This window comes from Oceanispirochaeta sp. M1 (assembly GCF_003346715.1).
In the GTDB taxonomy this organism is placed as follows: domain Bacteria; phylum Spirochaetota; class Spirochaetia; order DSM-2461; family DSM-2461; genus Oceanispirochaeta.
Map to the genome: position 1 here is coordinate 1 of NZ_QQPQ01000044.1, position 17,488 is coordinate 17,488.

The 17,488-nt window shown below is 40.2% G+C and carries 14 protein-coding genes; 7 read left to right on the forward strand and 7 right to left on the reverse strand.

Translation table 11 applies throughout. The features are described 5' to 3' along the window. Nucleotides 1–526: 526 nt before the first annotated feature. The gene (locus tag DV872_RS21730; RefSeq protein WP_158547112.1) at nucleotides 527–1,711 is read right to left on the reverse strand and encodes a glycosyltransferase; all 1,185 of its coding nucleotides are present in this window, start codon (nucleotides 1,709–1,711) and stop codon (nucleotides 527–529) included. 670 nt (nucleotides 1,712–2,381) lie between these two features. Between DV872_RS21730 and DV872_RS21735 the strand changes: the two genes are divergently transcribed. Both DV872_RS21735 and DV872_RS21740 read left to right on the forward strand, forming a co-directional pair. Further along, nucleotides 2,382–3,293, forward strand: coding sequence for a S8/S53 family peptidase (locus DV872_RS21735; protein ID WP_114632078.1), 912 nt, complete (start codon nucleotides 2,382–2,384; stop codon nucleotides 3,291–3,293). A gap of 120 nt (nucleotides 3,294–3,413) precedes the next feature. Beyond that, nucleotides 3,414–3,923, forward strand: coding sequence for a GNAT family N-acetyltransferase (locus DV872_RS21740; protein WP_158547113.1), 510 nt, complete (start codon nucleotides 3,414–3,416; stop codon nucleotides 3,921–3,923). 851 nt (nucleotides 3,924–4,774) lie between these two features. Here the strand turns inward: DV872_RS21740 and DV872_RS21750 are convergent. From DV872_RS21750 to DV872_RS21760, 3 genes are read right to left on the reverse strand one after another with little or no spacing between them, the layout of a single operon-like run. After that, nucleotides 4,775–6,040, reverse strand: coding sequence for a metallopeptidase TldD-related protein (locus tag DV872_RS21750; RefSeq protein WP_158547114.1), 1,266 nt, complete (start codon nucleotides 6,038–6,040; stop codon nucleotides 4,775–4,777). Then, nucleotides 6,040–7,398 carry a TldD/PmbA family protein gene (locus DV872_RS21755; protein WP_158547115.1) on the reverse strand — a complete coding sequence of 453 codons (1,359 nt, stop codon included), beginning with the start codon at nucleotides 7,396–7,398 and terminating at the stop codon, nucleotides 6,040–6,042. Before DV872_RS21755 ends, DV872_RS21750 begins: the two co-directional genes overlap by 1 nt. A gap of 42 nt (nucleotides 7,399–7,440) precedes the next feature. Next, on the reverse strand, nucleotides 7,441–7,842 hold the full coding sequence (locus tag DV872_RS21760) for a hypothetical protein (protein WP_114632083.1): 402 nt from the start codon (nucleotides 7,840–7,842) through the stop codon (nucleotides 7,441–7,443). 411 nt (nucleotides 7,843–8,253) lie between these two features. On the opposite strand from DV872_RS21760, the gene DV872_RS21765 reads away from it, so the two are divergent. After that, nucleotides 8,254–9,324 (forward strand): response regulator transcription factor, encoded by a 1,071-nt coding sequence (locus tag DV872_RS21765; RefSeq protein WP_158547116.1) that lies wholly within the window; start codon nucleotides 8,254–8,256, stop codon nucleotides 9,322–9,324. Nucleotides 9,325–9,497: 173 nt separating this feature from the next. Continuing rightward, complete coding sequence (locus DV872_RS21770; RefSeq protein WP_114632085.1) at nucleotides 9,498–9,947, forward strand: hypothetical protein; 450 nt, start codon at nucleotides 9,498–9,500, stop codon at nucleotides 9,945–9,947. A 224-nt stretch (nucleotides 9,948–10,171) separates the two neighbouring features. Here DV872_RS21770 and DV872_RS21775 read toward each other — a convergent pair whose 3' ends face one another. The 3 genes from DV872_RS21775 to DV872_RS21785 all read right to left on the reverse strand — a co-directional run bounded on the left by DV872_RS21775 (nucleotide 10,172) and on the right by DV872_RS21785 (nucleotide 13,829). Continuing rightward, entirely contained in the window at nucleotides 10,172–10,774 is a 603-nt protein-coding gene (locus DV872_RS21775; RefSeq protein WP_114632086.1) for a YdeI family protein, read from the reverse strand. A gap of 149 nt (nucleotides 10,775–10,923) precedes the next feature. After that, on the reverse strand, nucleotides 10,924–13,092 hold the full coding sequence (locus DV872_RS21780; protein ID WP_114632087.1) for an ATP-binding protein: 2,169 nt from the start codon (nucleotides 13,090–13,092) through the stop codon (nucleotides 10,924–10,926). 26 nt (nucleotides 13,093–13,118) lie between these two features. Beyond that, nucleotides 13,119–13,829, reverse strand: coding sequence for a response regulator transcription factor (locus DV872_RS21785; RefSeq protein ID WP_114632088.1), 711 nt, complete (start codon nucleotides 13,827–13,829; stop codon nucleotides 13,119–13,121). 221 nt (nucleotides 13,830–14,050) lie between these two features. Here DV872_RS21785 and DV872_RS21790 point away from each other — a divergent pair, with 221 nt between their 5' ends. The 3 genes from DV872_RS21790 (at nucleotide 14,051) to DV872_RS21800 (ending at nucleotide 17,480) form a co-directional block, all read left to right on the forward strand. Further along, nucleotides 14,051–15,211 (forward strand): SUMF1/EgtB/PvdO family nonheme iron enzyme, encoded by a 1,161-nt coding sequence (locus DV872_RS21790; RefSeq protein ID WP_114632089.1) that lies wholly within the window; start codon nucleotides 14,051–14,053, stop codon nucleotides 15,209–15,211. 182 nt (nucleotides 15,212–15,393) lie between these two features. Next, a complete protein-coding gene (locus DV872_RS21795) occupies nucleotides 15,394–16,839 on the forward strand; it encodes an SUMF1/EgtB/PvdO family nonheme iron enzyme (protein ID WP_158547117.1) in 1,446 nt (481 codons plus the stop codon). Between the two features lie 257 nt (nucleotides 16,840–17,096). After that, nucleotides 17,097–17,480 carry a hypothetical protein gene (locus DV872_RS21800; RefSeq protein WP_114632091.1) on the forward strand — a complete coding sequence of 128 codons (384 nt, stop codon included), beginning with the start codon at nucleotides 17,097–17,099 and terminating at the stop codon, nucleotides 17,478–17,480. The last annotated feature ends 8 nt before the right edge of the window (nucleotides 17,481–17,488 follow it).

The following is a 17,488-nucleotide window of genomic DNA, read 5'->3' on the forward strand; positions in this document are numbered from 1 at the left end:
ATCTGAAATTGGTCTGTTGACCGGTGGTAAAACTTTCCTTAACTGTGATTCTCTGAATCCTAAACTGTATCTCATAATTGAATATCTCCTTAAAAAGTTGATGCTTCAACTATGTTGACACATAGGGCTACTGTTCCAATAATAGCAAAGGGAATGAAGATTATTTGAATCGTTATATAAAGGATGATTTGAAAAATCTTAATAAAAAAGCGAATGAAAATAGGAAGTCGTTTTTTATCTGACATAAGAAACCTCTATTTCAATTATAGATTGATTTCTTGCGTTTAAAAGTCCACTTGTTTTGATTTTCACATTCTGGAGATTGAGATGACGTTTATTATTTTATTCTCCTTCTTTAGCAGGAGTAGAGGAAAATGATATTTCTCCGCTTTTGGGGCAAAACTATAAGTAATACTTTTAGTAAATATCTAATGATAATGATAATGAACATAGCTTTTTTTCATAATTCATACAAAAAAGTATTTTCAAAAATGTCCAAACCCATTAATGGTTACTTTCTATCCTTTTAAAAAATCCTCTTTAAATGTTCATATTTGAATTGGTCTACAATCTCATCATATTTCCCATAAACCATAGAGGCGATCTCATCCCAGGGTTTATAGAGTGATTCTCTTGCATTCTGTCCAACAGACTTCAAATTCTTCAGATCGGAAAGGATCAGAACTAACTTATCTGCAAATGAAATAGCATCATTTGCTGATAAGAAACCATTTTGATTGTCCACGATACCATTGGCAGTAGTCGCATATTCCACAAATATAGTAGGGATATTCAGACCGGCAGCCTCTCTGGTGGCAAGGGATGCATTATCGTATAGCGATGGGAATACAAAAAGATCACTGGCCGCATATATCCTTTTCAATTTTCCACGGTCATAAATTGGACCTACAAAAGAAACCTGATTATTCATTTTATATTTATTAACAAGATCCTGTATTTTCTCCATATCGCTGCCGTCTCCGACAAACCTCATCTGGTAATTGATTTTTCTTTCATTTAGAATTTTTAAACTATCAATAATAAGACGTATGTTTTTCACCCACCTGTGCTGGCCTACATAGAGAAGAGTCACTATTTGGGGGGCGCAATTTAAAATCTCCTGACCTTCTTTCTTCAAGTTTTGCATATCGTCAGTCTCATCGAGTACTAAATCGCTACCGTTAGGTACATAATCGATCTTCCCTTTGTATCCATATTCTCTTAAGGTTTCAATTATTGCTTCATTAGGGACCCAAACGGAATCAGCCTGTTCATAAAATTTTACAATCATTGATATAACCTGATCGAGAGTGACATCAATTTTCAACCATTTTGCAAAATCATCACGATACTTTGAATGAAAAGTCGCAACCAATGGTATTTTTCGCTTTCTGGATAAGGATAGAGCATAGTTTCCACTGACAAATGGGCAGTGAGCATGAACGATATCGAAGGGAAACATACCGATTTTATGATTGAATGTACGGTCTATTCTTGGAACACCGAGCCGATAGGGCCCGGAAATCTGAGCAGGTAGAGATTTATAACGCAGGATATGATGATCAACATCCTTAAAATTAGGAACTTTTGGACCTATTGCAAAACTGGGGGCATGGATTTTATTTAACCAATAAACATAATTTTGAACAGTAATCGCTACTCCGTCCATAATAGGTGAAAGCGAATCAGTAAATTGTCCACTAATAATCATAATTAGCCTCATCTTGATTATACTATGACTTCGTTTTATAAGTGAGATTTAAATTATCATCAGAAATATGACCGAACAACGGTTCCACTATGCTCATTCTTTTTAAGTATATGCCTCGCCCGAATAGAGTCTCTAATTTTACTTCATATCTGCTATTACCTTCGGCGATGATAGAACATTTTATGAGTGGTACAGCCGCGTTGATATGGAACTATATAAGGCTAAAAGATCTGTACGAAACCAGGTTGTCCCCTGTTTCTGATTTCCTAATGGAAAGCAGCATCCCTTTCTAAGAATTGAATGGCAAAAGGCATATGAATGCGGATATCCACAGCTGGATGAACAGCATAAGACTCTCTTTGATAAAATCAATAAACTTCTTCTTGCTTATCAGGCCAATCATTCAATGAAATTCCCTCATATTAAGTCTTAGATTATTCCACTATATAATCGATTCTGGAATAAGTATAAAACTGGAAACTATCAATCGAGTAACCATGGGTGCAATTATTACTGCAGCATTTTGGGTGGCATATTCTGTCTAGTTGGTAGGAAGTTCATCCTTTTGGTTGATTTTCAATTATCAAATCATCAATCATAATAATATTTTAAGATAACCGATAAACGGCCTTCTATCGACTGAATAAATTAGAGAGTAAGGTGTAGAACAATGTTACAAAGATCATTACTGTTTTATTTTTTTCTTATTTTAATATTGATTGGCTGTAGTAAGGCACCAACCAAAGAAATAATAGAGATTCCATATAGTCTTCATTTTGAAAATGCTAATTCCAGGATCACGTACTTTACCGTCCATAATATCAGGGAAGGATGGAGTTACTCTAAAGGTAAAGGTATAAAAATAGGAATCTTAGATAATGCTTTTGGATTCGACGAGCATTCTGAATTATATAAAGGTGGATTAAGTTTCCAAAATGATCAATATAGAGAAGTGTTTAATACAATGGCCGGTCATGGATATTGGATGGCTTCAACATTACATGAAATAGCTCCTGAGGCTGAAATATATGCTTTGGGGGTCTTTTCAAATGACGAGGATTATCAAGTAGAATCTATGCTTAGAGCTATCGATTGGGCAATTGCAAATCACTTGGACATACTAACATATTCAGGTGCGAGGATATCTGAGAAAAACCGGATAATACTGGATGGCGCCTTAGATAAATTAGATGAAAAAGGAATACTCACAACATTCATCCACTGTCCCCATGAGATGAACATTTTACCTTCAGAAAAAAGCCCTCCGATTGATGAGATAGAAAATACTCCTTTGTTTAATATATACAAGTATGATTATTCGACATTATTCCCTTATGACTATGTTGATTATTCAGGGAAATGGAATACTAATACTCAAAAACCATTTTTATCAATCTCCTCAACATCTCCAGTTCTGGCAGGTTTTATTGCAATGATAATAAGCATTGATTCTACTCTCAATTCAGATGAGATAAAGGAACTTCTATTAGAAACTAGTTATACATTTGAAACTGATGATATCAGGATTAATAATGCAGTCAATATAGGTGCAGCTGTTAGATCGCTGAAGAAAGAGCAGTAGCTGTCATGAGTATAGATATTTAATATATTTTGAAATAGGAAGAGTTTTTGATAAACCAATTTCTGTCTACTTATTGACATCATATTTAGTTATATCACCAAAATGAATCCGGAGGAGAATATGGACATACCTATAGTAGAAACAGAAAGACTAAGACTACGTGGTTTCGTATTATCTGATTTCGAAGAGTTAGTGAAGCTTAATATGAATCAAGATTTTGTTAATTTTTTTGGAACAGGAGAAGTTATAAGTAGATATGAGAGTTGGAATGTCCTTTCTATGATGGTCGGACATTGGCAACTAAGGGAATTTGGTTTATGGCTCGTAGAGGACAAAATAAGTAATACATTTATTGGACGTGTTGGTTGCTGGCAACCCGAAGGATGGCCAGGGGTTGAAGTGGCTTGGGGGATATCACCAAGTTATTGGGGAAAAGGATATGCACCAGAAGCAGCCAGGGCGTCAATAGAGTGGGCTTTTTCAAATATTAGTACTAATAAGCTTATAAGTGTCATACATCCTGAGAATAAAGCCTCAAAAAGGGTTGCCATTAAAATTGGAGAAAAACACACTTCAACTGAAATTGTCAATGGAAAGAAATCCGATATATATACAATTACGCGTGACTGATTTTTTGAATCGGCTCTAGAATCTTATTGCACTAATTACTGCCCATAATTATAAAATCTGTCTACAACCACATTTTTGTTTACTTAACACTGACCAGCCCTGGATTTATAGATCCGGCGGGATATAATTGAAGACCTGACGATGTAATTGAAGTTCAGGCAGAAGTCTTTGATTGGGACTTATGTCCTCTTCTGCGCATTAGCAGGGTACCGCAAGACGCAGTACCCTTTTTTTGGCCTCGATACTGGCCCTCTGATCCATTGTTTGGCTAATCGGAGGTATGTTTGACTACCGACTGGTTAAAGCGATACTGAGGGCAATACATCCTGTCTTGCTTATACCTTTGATTCAAAAGGACAGTTCTCAGAATTACCCCCACAGGGGATAATGTCACTAGGAACCCCAAGTTTCTCAATCCCAGGTCTTGTACACACAGGGATCATTTCAACTTCTACCCCTTCTGATCCGACTGAACGGAAATATGGAGTTTCTTCTTTGTAATGGATGCAATTTGTCATAGTTTACTCTCTTTCTTATTAAATATATTTTTATTCATTTTAATATATCGCGCTTCTTGATTATTAAAATGAACCATGAGAATAAATTTCTCTTGGATTAATTTATTTTGCAGCATAATGGGCAAAAAGATACAGTTTATAATAAAAAATATTTCTCTAAATCCGATTTCTCAATGATGATTGTAGAATGGGCAGTTTTTGGGGTACTCTTCAAAAGGAGGGGAATTCTTCATGATAGAATCGACGTCTTTTCATATGAAATAGATATTTATTACAACTGAAAATGCATAATCTTATAGGGAAAGAAATATGCAAATGATCTCAAGGTATGATTTAAGAGAACTGTAATCCCTTAATCTGGATCCAAGGAATATTTCCTGTACCGAAGTTGGTTGATTCCTTGCTGATAGCCACAATATCCTTAAGCATTTGAGCAATATTCCCTGTAATCATGGTTTCTGACAAGGCAGTGGTGCGTTTGCCCTTCTCCAAGAGAAAACTGTTTTTAATGACTCCTGAAAAATCTCCATTTGGTGCCGGTGATCCCATGGACAATCTCCCCACTAATGCTCCCCTGTTCACACTGTAGATCATTTCCTCTTGGGACGTTTTTCTTGAAGTAATCTCCCACCCCATTCCCAGGGGTTGGTGAGGTAAGCCCAGCTTTCTACTGCCATAATAGGAGGGGAGAAGAGATTTCAGCTGCCCCTTTTCCAGAAGGTGAAACGGTTCTAACAGAAAACCTTCGTTATTAAATGGAACTACACCCGGACCCTCCAATATGTGATAAAGATCCAGTTGTTCATCGGCAATTATCTCTCCCACCGCTTTTTTGTATATGGAAGTATCCTGCATCAGGGCAAAATCCCCAAGTTGTCCGAAAAGCCACCTCATTAAGCTGCTGACGGCATTCGGCATAAGGATAACATCCCCTGTAAATTTTTCTTTTATTTGGCAGGTTTTTGTCTCCTGAACACTGTTTTCCATCATGCTTTGAATGTTGAACTGATTCTGTATATCCGGTGGAATGCTCTCCATCATTCCACCGGTATAGCTAAAAGAACTACTGCCGTGCTTATCCTTACTGGAGCCCATTAGAACCATTCCATAGAAACCGTGGCTGAGTTCCAGCTCGCAGCCCCTGGAACTCAGAACTGTCGTTTTATTTAGATTGTGATCCAGGAGTCCTTCTTCTATCTGGAAGCTTGGGAATGTTTGTGAACGGTAGGCAAGAATATTTTTTGCTCCCTGGACCAAGCTTTCCAGATCTGCCTTTTGAGTCCCTTTTACAAAACTTCCCCTTTGATCAAAGGCCACTGCATTTGCCTCATCAGGGGGAGTCGTTGTTACGTCCCGTGCCATTTCCTCTATGAGATTTGTTACAGCCTCAGGATCAGTAGTTGAAGTTGAACCGGTGACTTTACGATTATCCTGTATCGCCATGATAGCAAGCTTTTCTGATTCAGTGCTCCGCATGAGGCTCACTTTATTATGGGCAATATTGAGTTCGTTCTTCAGATTCTCTGTGAGTGTTATACAAACTTCATCGAAGCTAGAACTCATAACCTGTGTGAGGATTTTCTCTGCAAGGCCTTTCATCATTCACCTCCCAATTGGGCTTTAGCCCGGATAGCTGGTCCCCCCATGGAGACGACCATGGGCTGTTTTTTTCCGCAGTATCCTGAGTTTATCCAGTACATATCATTTGAAACAGCATCTACGGATTGAAGCATTTTCAAAGCAGATCCAGATAGGGTTGTATCTTTAATGGCTCTTCCCAGCTTGCCATTTTTGATTTCGTAACCAAGATTCACACCAAACATAAACTCTGTAGTGGTATCAGCCTGCCCGTTTTGGGTTTTCATCAGATAATATCCGTCTTCTACACCAGAGATCATTTCTTCAAGCTCCGAGTTACCGGGAAGGATGGCCGTATTACGCATTCGGATCAGAGGTTCGTCATCCGGTTTAAAAGCCCTGGCATTCCCCGTAGGAATATCCTTGAAGGTCATTGCTGTTTCACGGTTGTGCATGAAATCTGTCAACACACCATCCTGAATTAAAGTGACGTCTATTCCCTGAGTTCCTTCATCATCTGCATAGACCGGCATAAGGAGTTCTTGTCCTTCATAAGTATGGGCAAAATCAACCATTGTGATCAGGTCACTGGCAATTTTCTTTCCTCTCAGATCTCCTGTCACGGCACCACCTAGAACCAAGTCTGCTTCACAGGGATGCCCCATCGCTTCGTGCGCCAACATTCCCGCCAGGTTTGGTGCTAATACTACGGATTGCAATCCTCCTTTAGCAGGTACAGCTTCCCGTTTTGCCAAGAGGTGCTGATATAAGTCATCCAGTTTTTCCTCCACAATAGCCATAGATAGATCCAGGTCTCCTACTCCGCCCTTACCGAAAATACTCTCCCCCAACACTACAGGTTTATCATCAGCATCCTTAATGGTCATCAATATGCCCAGCGATGCCCGAGAGATATTGTTGTAGACTCGGCTGCCGGCACTGTTCTGTACAAACTTATCGTGAAACTCATCCGTGGTTACCAGTGAGACTGTGCTGATTTCAGAATATTTTTTCCTTACCATGGCATCGATACTTACCATCAGTTCAATGACTTCCAGAGAACTTAGGTTTGGTTTCCCGCTGAAACCGTGTTCACCCTGATAGCCTCCAGTAGGTAACAAGTTTTTATTCTCACCAAAAATCTCCAATGCATGAGCATTGGCCAGGGCCTTATTACTCAAATCTTGAGGAGAGGGATTCCTGGTGCTTGAGGCAAATCCCCAATACCCTTTGTGATATACACGGGCCGAAAATCCCTGACGGTGAGAGTTATCATTTGATACGAGTGAACCGTCAACCATGATAATACGGCGATTTCGTATCTCATGATGTCTATATTCGTTATAGGTCCCAGAATGGATGAAATTAGTAAAAGGCATATATCCTCCCTTTGCAACTATCATTTAAGTTGCGCCTCGTATCTATTCACGCAGAAATCCTTGTGTGGAGATCATAGAACCATTTAAATCAGTTACTTCAACCTCGATTGTGTCACCTTTAAATTTGTAGTTATATTTTGCTCTCCACCCTAATTCAGGTATTGCAGTTTCCCAAAAAATCCTGTTATCAATAATTTCTGCTTTCGCTGCAATAGAGAGATCTGGTCTGACATTGTTATAGTGATATCGTCCATTTAAACCAGTTTGGATTTTTGTAGGTTTGTTATTAGAATCAATTGAAGTCAATGACAATATATTATTAACAAGTTTTTCAGAATCCATCCCCATTTTTTCAGGTGTAGATTCTTGCCATCCTTGAGTAGGCCAATACTCAACGGTTTGATTCTGATTTGAGCAACCGATAATAATCACAACAATGATCATTATGTTTAAATATTTTATATAATATTTCCTCAAAACCTAACCTGCCTGTACGACTCATAAATTCGTTATATGATAATAAATCAATTGTATATTATTGCATACTTTTTTTAAATTTTACTTTCCACTTATCCATTTCAAATATCATTTTTATCAATTTTTTTCAGCCTATGCAAAATAATAATATCTTTCTGAATACAGAACTCCACAAGGGTATAAAACAGAATAATTTTTCTTGCTGTCCAGAGACTGATTCTGGAGGATTTCATCCTTCCGACCGGGCTTAAAAACGGCCTTTATTCCATTACTGATTTGCTGTATCCAGCTAATCCGGTGATCTAAAGAGTACAAATACTGTACACTCGTATGCTTTACAATAAATCCTGTCATGATATACTTCTGAATGGAGATCGAATGATACTCAATAATAAACAAGCAGAATTGATACGGAGAATTGTTTCCTATATCTATACTCATGATCTTAACCAGAATGCCTTTATAGAACTCACACCCTATATATGTGAGCTTCTTGGGATCCATTATTTTGCAACTTCCTTTCTTCCGAATAAATATGCACCTGAAAGATTTCTCACATCCAATAATCCGGAAGAGTTCAACAGACTCTACACCTCTCTGATTGATCAGGATTTTTTAATGGATGCATTGGTAAAAAAACATAGAATTGTGCTATATAGAAACCTGACAAAAGAACTAAATCTGAAGTCCAATGAATTTGTTAATGAAACACAAAAATTGCGGCCTGTCTCGGACTGTTGTTACCTGCCCCTTAAAATCAATGGAGAATTACTCGGATTTTATGCCATAGCCAGGGCGGGAGAAAAATCAAAAGATCTATCCGCAAAAGACATTGAAATTTTCAATTTTGTCTGCGATATCATTACAGACAGATTTAAACAGAATCTTTATATCAGCCCTGAAACAGCTGATATCGCCTATATGAATTCCTTTGGAGAGATCTCCTTTATGGGGAGTAGAATAAAAGATACTTTTATTGAATTATTCGGAGACAGGCACTTTGAGAGACCTTTATTCGGTAATTCTCAGAACTCGACAATCCTGAACAGCTATTTCAGACAATTTGAAAAATGTGATGAAAACACAAAAACAGGAGAAATAACGTTCTGCTTTGAAGGTAAAAAAGTTATCTTTCATTTCAATAAACTGATTGATACTGTAATACGCCCTTATGCGTATAAAGAGCCTCAATACAAAATAACACTGCACAAAGATTCAGATGATCCTCTGCAATCCTCGCTCATTGATTATTCACTTATTCAAAAGAGCTACCATCTAACTCCCAAAGAGATTGAAATCATAAGTTTTATTTACAAGGGGCTCACCAATAGACAGATTGCATCCCGTTTAGCCATATCCGAATCGACAGTCAAACATCATGTATGGAATATTTTTAACAAAACCGGTGTCGACAATAGAACACAATTAATCTTTACGGTTACATCCTGATTCTTATTCCTTCTGTGGAAATATACAACTAAAGTATTATTGCCAAGCCAGTATACATCAGATAAACTTCATATAATGATCTCTTGTCCTCTTAATAGTCTTAAGAATCTGGCAGGGATGGTGTAATGGGATATTCACCTGAGAACAACATTGATGAGTAATTGGAATAAAAAATGAGATGTTATATTGAATTCACAAAGGACAGTGAGACTTCCAGATGGCTGACGAAGGCTAAAGGCGAGATTCAGTATTCACTTGAAGAAGCAAAGGATCTGATTGATAAAGCGATATTCATTTCAAGCCTGAACGCTCATGATACAAACTCATTTTTCAGACTTACTATCTCTGATAAGCCCTTTGACCACCAGCTCAAACTCGGACTTAGCGGTCAGGAGTATCATATCGTTGAGAATGTTTTATTCTCCGGTCACGGGTCCTTTTTTCCAGAGATGTTCCATCTATTCAGTTCAAAACCGGAAATCTTATATATGAAAATAGAGAGTCCCAATGATTTCAACAAATCTGAGGTTCTAAAAATGAGTTTCAACGATAAATCAATCATACCTGAGACATCTATTGATGAATTCAAAAAATGGAATAATCACATCTCACCCTTCGAATAGAATCTCCCGGGAATATTACAATCTCGAAAACGGTCATTACATGAGATATCAATAATCAGTTGTACCTTTTCCAGAGTAAGCTTACGGGGAAAATTTTTAACGGCTCCTTTCCGCTTGTCACCATCGGGATTCTTTTTCCACCTGTGATAAGTTCTTGTAATCACTGGGCCGCGACGGATGATTGTGCATTTTAAAACGCCCGGCTTCACAGATCCATTGCATTTTTATGCTTTTTTTGTTTTCTTGGAGCTAAAGCCCGGATTTTCTTCCCGGACAAGCATGTCCATGAATTTTGCAAATCGCCTCTGTCTGGTTTCGGGTTTCTTCGCACTTGTCAATCCGTACGCAATGGCATAACGACTCGATTTGTTGAGCATTTCAAAAAACTGTTTCGCTTTCGGCTTGCTCTCCAGTGCTGCCAGAAAATCTGCTGGCACTTTCATTTCACTTGCCACATAGACGTTCTCCCAACGGCCGTCCACTTTGGCGGCTCGAATATGCACGAGCCCCGACTCCGTCATCCGGCCCTCGCTGATCAGACGCTCCGCATGCTCTTTGTTCCTTTTTGACCAGTTGCTTCGAGCTTTCCTGGGAGTAATTCGCTGGAAATAGGCTTGGTCATCGATTGACTTCTTGATGCCGTCGATCCAGCCCCAACATAGTGCCTCAATCACAACATCATCCCAAGTCACGCTCGGAATACCAGTCTTTTTCCTGAATATCTTCACCCACAGCTCACTTTCGGTGGCATGATTAACCTTGAGCCATCGGCCGAGATCTTTCGGCGATGCAAAGGTCATGATTCTCGCTGGATCGGGTTCAGGCATAAAACTAGATTCTCCTAGGCATAACACCTATTTCTACTGCGATTATGTCCCATAGGTTTCGGCTGCGGGCGGTCACTTCCATATATTCCAATAGAAAGTCTTCCACCACAAACGGAGGGATCTGATCAGGATACATTTTCAAGCGACCTTTATGCTTCTATACTACTTGCGATCCTATCAAGAGCAGATATTGATTTTACAATAATCTCTGTCAGATCCTTTCTATTCATGGAAATTGTCTTCCTGTCCGCATTTTCCAGAGCATTGTATAACTGTGTTAGTCTATAGTTTCCAGCGACACCCTTCAGTTGATGAATAATATCATCTTTATTATCTGGAAAATCGTTGTCTTTAATCATTATTATGCTCTCTTCAAGTGTCTTTATACAGGATTTCAGTATATCAAGAAGCACATCATCATTCAGATCACTCCTCAATTCCTGAATAAACGCTCTATTAATGACATCATTACAATTAATTATATTTTTAATTCCATTTTCGTTCACTTGAGTGAGGTCCAGATTGTTTTTGCTTCCGATCAGTTTCAGACTTTCTTTTAATTGGGATATACATACCGGCTTTGATATATAACCGGTAAAACCTATATTCTCAGCCTTTATTACTATCTCATTACGGGAATCCGCGGTCAAAAGGAAAGTCTTAACATCCGGATTCTTTTCCCATATTTCCTTCGCGGTCTCAATCCCATCTTTTTCAGGCATATGAAGATCAATTATAATAGCATCAAAATCGGAATGGCGGCTTTTTTCAATCCCCTGCCTGCTGCCCAGTGCATATGAGACGTTCTGATTTAAAGATTCAAATAAACCGCCGACAATCTTTAAATTGGCTTCAATATCGTCAATAAGCAGTATTTTATATGAATCAATGTTTATTTCTTCTTCAGTGGAATGCTCATCACTGTCAATTGTCAGCAGAAGGTTGAAGCCGAATGTACTGCCTGAACTCAATTTACTTTCAATCTCAAGCTTACTGTTCATAGCATCAAGCAGTTCGCTGCATATTGCCAGTCCCAAACCGCTGCCGTCAAAACTTCTTGTATTTGATTGCTCAACCTGAGTAAAAGGTTTCAGTATTGTCTCAAAGTGTTTTTCAGGAATACCAATCCCTGTATCGCTTATTTGAAACCTTAAGAGGATTTCATTACCATCATTATTTTTTGTATCGATATTCAATGAAATCGATCCTGTCTCTGTAAATTTAACAGCATTATTGAGAAGATTTGTTAAAATCTGGTGCAATCGTAAGGAATCACCGATCACAAAATCACATAAATCAGTTCCATAAAAAGTAATAAAATCCAATCCTTTTTCTTCTGATATTTTTGAATATACTTTCTCAATATCAATAATCATCTGCTTCAGAGAGAATCTCTCTTTCCTGATGTGCAGTTTATTCTTTTCGATATTTGTAAAGTCCAGAATATTCTGAATCAGTCCTTTCAGACGTTCACCTGAATTATTAATAAGTGATAAAATTTCTTTATGTTCTTCGGATAAGTTGCTGTTTTTTAATAATTGGATTCCTCCCAGAATAATATTGAGGGGAGTGCGCATTTCATGATTCATTACTGCCAGGAATTGGCTTTTGGCATTGTTTGAGTCTTCAGCAAACTGTTTTGCTTCTGTAGCTTCCTGCTCCACTTTTTTTCTATAATCTATTTCTTTTTCCAGCTGAAGTTTATGAATATAGTCATTTCTATTTAATTTGTTAGTGGTCAGGAGTATTCCATACCCAAGAAAATTGACTATCAGGAAATAAGCAAAGGTTGTAAACAGATCAACAAAGGCCGCTGCTGACGATAAGTACGTGACAGTTATAAAGGTTGTTGAGATCACCATAATGGTAACGACCGTCAACTTAACCCGATTAGGAATAATTATATAAAAAAGGAATATATAGAATACCAGAAAGGACGTACCCACATCGTAAAAATTGCTGATGGATTTCAAGTAGTAGAAATGATCCATTGATTCCAATAGACCGATAGATAGTTCTGCCAGAACAATAAGCAATCTCAGATGTTTACTGTACTGTTTGTTGATTTTTGTAATAAGTGCTGTTAATAACAGTATTCCTACAACAATTCTTGTTGCGAACACCACCATAATACGGTATTCCATAATAAATCCCGGACGGGAAATGCAGCTTGCAAACAGATAGGATACGGCTCCAAGCAGTATGGTTATCAGGAGTCGTCTTGATAGTACCGGCCATACATGGTTTTGAAATTTCTCTTCAGTTTCAGGAGAAACAAACTCTCCGGTATATCTGTTTATGTGATAATTTGATTCCATTTCAGCCTTTAAACAGTGGTTCTCTCTTACATTACTATCAGGTCTTTATTGATTCGGTATCCAAAACCTTTTACGGTTTCAATAATTTCCGGATCTCCCAATTTACTGGCAAATTTCTTCCTCAATCGGGAAATCAGTACATCAATGGTTCTGTCTGTGGGGTATTCTATTCGATTGAAAGCGTTTTCCAGAAGTTGACTTCGGCTTAATAATCTACCTTTTGCTTCTATCAGATTGGTAATAATATGATACTCTCCACTGGTCAGCTTAATCTCATTTCTATTCTTGTCATAAAAAGATTGAAACTCTTTATTAAAGTAAAAATCATTAATTCTCATTTCAGCTGTTGTTGTAGATGTTGTTTTGTTTTTTATAATGAGTAAATTCTTGATTCTGATCAGCAGTTCCCGGGGATGATATGGCTTGCAGATATAATCATCGGCACCAAGTTCCAAACCGGCCAAACGATCCATCATTGTATCCCGTGATGTTATAATGATAAGAGGAATCTCAAGATCGAAACGGATCATATTGACCAATTGCAGTCCATCACCATCGGGAAGATTAAGATCAAGGAGAATGAGGTCTGGTGATTCTATTTCGATCAGCCGATTGAATTCCCCAATGCAGCCGGCATGCAACACTCCATATAACTCTTTTTCAAGATAGGCTGACAGTAGTGCATATTGTGCAGGATTATCTTCAAGCAACAATATATTGAGTTTTTTTTGCTTCATGATTGATGATCATTATTTTCTATCACTATGACAATGTCAACAAAATTTAGTAAATCATCTCTCATTATTGGCCTCTGTGCTCCCTTCCTCATTAACAAACTGTTAACAACGCATTACTAATCTGTTTACACTGGCATGTTATTTTTTTCTTAAAGTTTATTAATAAGAAAATTAAATTATTGATTGGAATCTTGATTAACAAAATTCCGTTGGAGAGAAAAATGAAACAAAATATTTTTGGCCTGCTTTTGGTCTTATCAACAGTACTTGTGTTGACGGGCTGCCCTAATGACACAAAACCCCTGAGCAACAACGCGGACCTGTCCGCCCTGACGGTGAGCACAGGTAGCTTGAGTTCGGCATTTGCAGCCGACACGACGGCCTACACAGTCAGTGTACCCAACGGCACGAGCAGCATTACAGTCACCGGGGTCCAGGCCGATACCACGGCTACCCTGAGCCCCAATAACGGGATGTCTCAGGATCTTATTGCCGAAGAAAACCCCATAATCCTTACTGTAACAGCCGAAGACGGTTCCACACAGGATTATATTGTGACGGTTATCCGGTTTGAAGTCGATTATATCTCAATTAATATTGGTACACTCAAGTATATCCCCACGGGAACCTTCCAGCGGGATGGCGTATCGACGGAGAACACCAGTACGGTGAGTGCCTTCAGGATGAGTGAAAAAGAGATCACCCAGTTCCAGTATAAAGCTGTGACAGGTAGTACTCCCAGTAATTTCACAGGAGACCTCTCCTGTCCTGTTGAGCAAGTGACATGGTATGATGCCGTCGAGTTTTGCAACGGGCTAAGTGCCCTTGAGGGGCTGGATGAGGTGTATACGATTACAGACCGGGCTCCGGCAAAGGGATATCCCATCACCGCTGCTACTGTTACGGCAACCTGGACAAATACCGGTTACCGCCTGCCCACAGATATGGAATGGATGTGGGCGGCCATGGGGGCGGCCAGTGACAGCATAGGTGGAGACATCGTGAATGGAGTAAACACCGGCGGTTATGCCAAAGCTTTTGCCGGTAGTGATGGCAGCAATGTTATTGGTGATTATGCCTGGTATGATCCAAACAGTGGCTCTAAAACACATCCTGTCGGTACGTCAGGAAAGACCGGGAATTCCAATGAACTTGGCCTGTACGATATGAGCGGGAATGTCTGGGAATGGTGCTGGGAAAGGAAGGATACATATCTTACGGGAGTTGAAACTTATTACAAGGGTGCGGCTACGGACATGGATCGCATCATTCGTGGCGGTAGCTGGAACAACGATACTTCTTACTGCACCGTGGCCGGGCGGTACGGCTTATATCCGGGTAATCGGGACAACAATATCGGTTTTCGTGTTGTGCGCCCCTGAGTTCTGCAGAAAAAATAGCGGGACCCGAAACCCTTTCCGACTGGAGGCGTTGAGCCGCAGGGAGATAAGGGGATCGGGGGACTGTGCACAAGTTGTTAAAATAGACTGCTGAGATTGACATACAAGCGTCCAATTTTGGAATTATTAATTTATTTATGAACAAAATCCCTCTGGAGAGAAAAATGAAACAAAAGATTTTTGGCCTGCTTTTGGTCTTATCAACAGTACTTGTGTTGACGGGCTGCCCTAATGACACAAAACCCCTGAGCAACAACGCGGACCTGTCCGCCCTGACGGTGAACATAGGCAGTTTGAGTCCGGTTTTTGCAGCCGACACGACGGCCTACACGGTCAGTGTACCCAACGGCACGAGCAGCATTACAGTTACCGGCATCCAAGCCGATCACACGGCGACCCTGAGTACCAATAATGGTGTGTCCCTGGATCTGACTGTGGGGGATAATCCCATCATCCTTACAGTAACCGCCGCAGACGGTTCCACACAGGATTACGTGGTCACCGTATCAGTGACAGCTGCCGGTACCAGCGCGGACTTGTCCGCCCTGACGGTGAGCACAGGCAGCTTGATTCCGGCATTTGCAGCCGACACGACGGCCTACACGGTCAGTGTACCCAACGGCACGAGCAGCATTGCAGTTACCGGGGTCCAGGCTGATACCACGGCTGTTCTCAGCGCCAATAACGGGGTGTCCCAGGATCTGACTGAGGGGGATAATCCCATCATCCTTACCGTGACAGCAGCAGACGGTATAACGGCCAAAGATTATGTTGTGATGGTTGGTACAGATTATTACTCATCTAACATTGGAATACTTATGTATGTCCCCGCGGGAACCTTCCAGCGGGATGGTGTATCGGCGGAGAACACAAGTACGGTGAGTGCCTTCAGGATGAGTGAAAAAGAGATCACCCGGGATCAGTTCCGGGCAATCATGGGTGCCGAACCAAGTAACACTACATATTCAAATGGAACAACCGATCCGGTGCAAATTGTAAATTGGTATCACGCCATTGCCTTCTGCAACAAGCTCAGTATTGCCGAGGGACTGACCCTTGCGTATGAGGTTCCGGGTGTGACCTTTTCCACGCTGACCTATGGCAATATTCCTACTAGTAGGGATGATGACTGGGATCTCGCCTCAGCAAACTGGACAAATACCGGCTACCGCCTTCCCACAGAAATGGAATGGATGTGGGCGGCCATGGGGGCTAGCAGTGACAGCATAGGTGGAGACATTGTGGATGGAGTAAACACCGGCGGTCATGCCAAAGCTTTTGCCGGTAGTGATGGCAGCAATGCCATTGGGGATTATGCCTGGTATAACAGTAACAGTGGCGATAAATCACATCCTGCAGGTGCCAGGGTTTCTAACGAACTTGGCCTAGACGACATGAGCGGGAATGTCTTTGAATGGTGCTGGGACTGGTTTGGTACATATCCTACGGGAGATGAAACTGATTACAAGGGAGCGACTTCGGGCACGAGCCGCGTCATTCGCGGCGGTGGCTGGCACAACAATGCTCCCAACTGCGCCGTGGCCTATCGTTGCGGCTACGAACCGAATAGACAGATCATCGATGTCGGTTTTCGTGTTGTTCGCCCCTGAATTCTGCAAAAAAAATAGCGGGACCCGAAACCCTTTCCGACTGGAGGCGTTGAGCCGCAGGGAGATAAGGGGATCGGGGGACTGCGCAGAAGTTGTTAAAATAGACTGCTGAGATTGACATAAAAGCGTCCAATTTAGGAATTATTATTTTATTTATGAACAAAATCTCTCTGGAGAAAAAAGGATACAAACGCATACGGCAGTGTGGATAATGATGGAAAGATTCTGTTCACCGGCCCTTCGGCCATGACGGGACAGTGGTCATCGGCGGTACTACCATCGACAGACCTTCGTTTATCGGTAAGACAGAAGAAGGAAAAATATATCTTCTGGCTTACACTGAAATGAGTTCCGCATACCCTGCAGGTCATTCGGACAGTATTGATATAACCTCAATACGGCTTAACGGTGACGGGAGCTTTGATACCGATTTCTATAATGGCGGGATGTGTTTTATTGGTTCTAATGATTTGACAGATCCTCATACTGATTACAATGGCGGCGGGTACCTTGACAACAGTGGGAATTTTTACATTTCCGGATCTATGCATGCAAGCCGATTGGATAATTACGATACAGATCCTTCTGATATTGGCATAAATTATCAATGGGATGGCTTAATTGCGAGGTACAATCCATGAGGAAATCT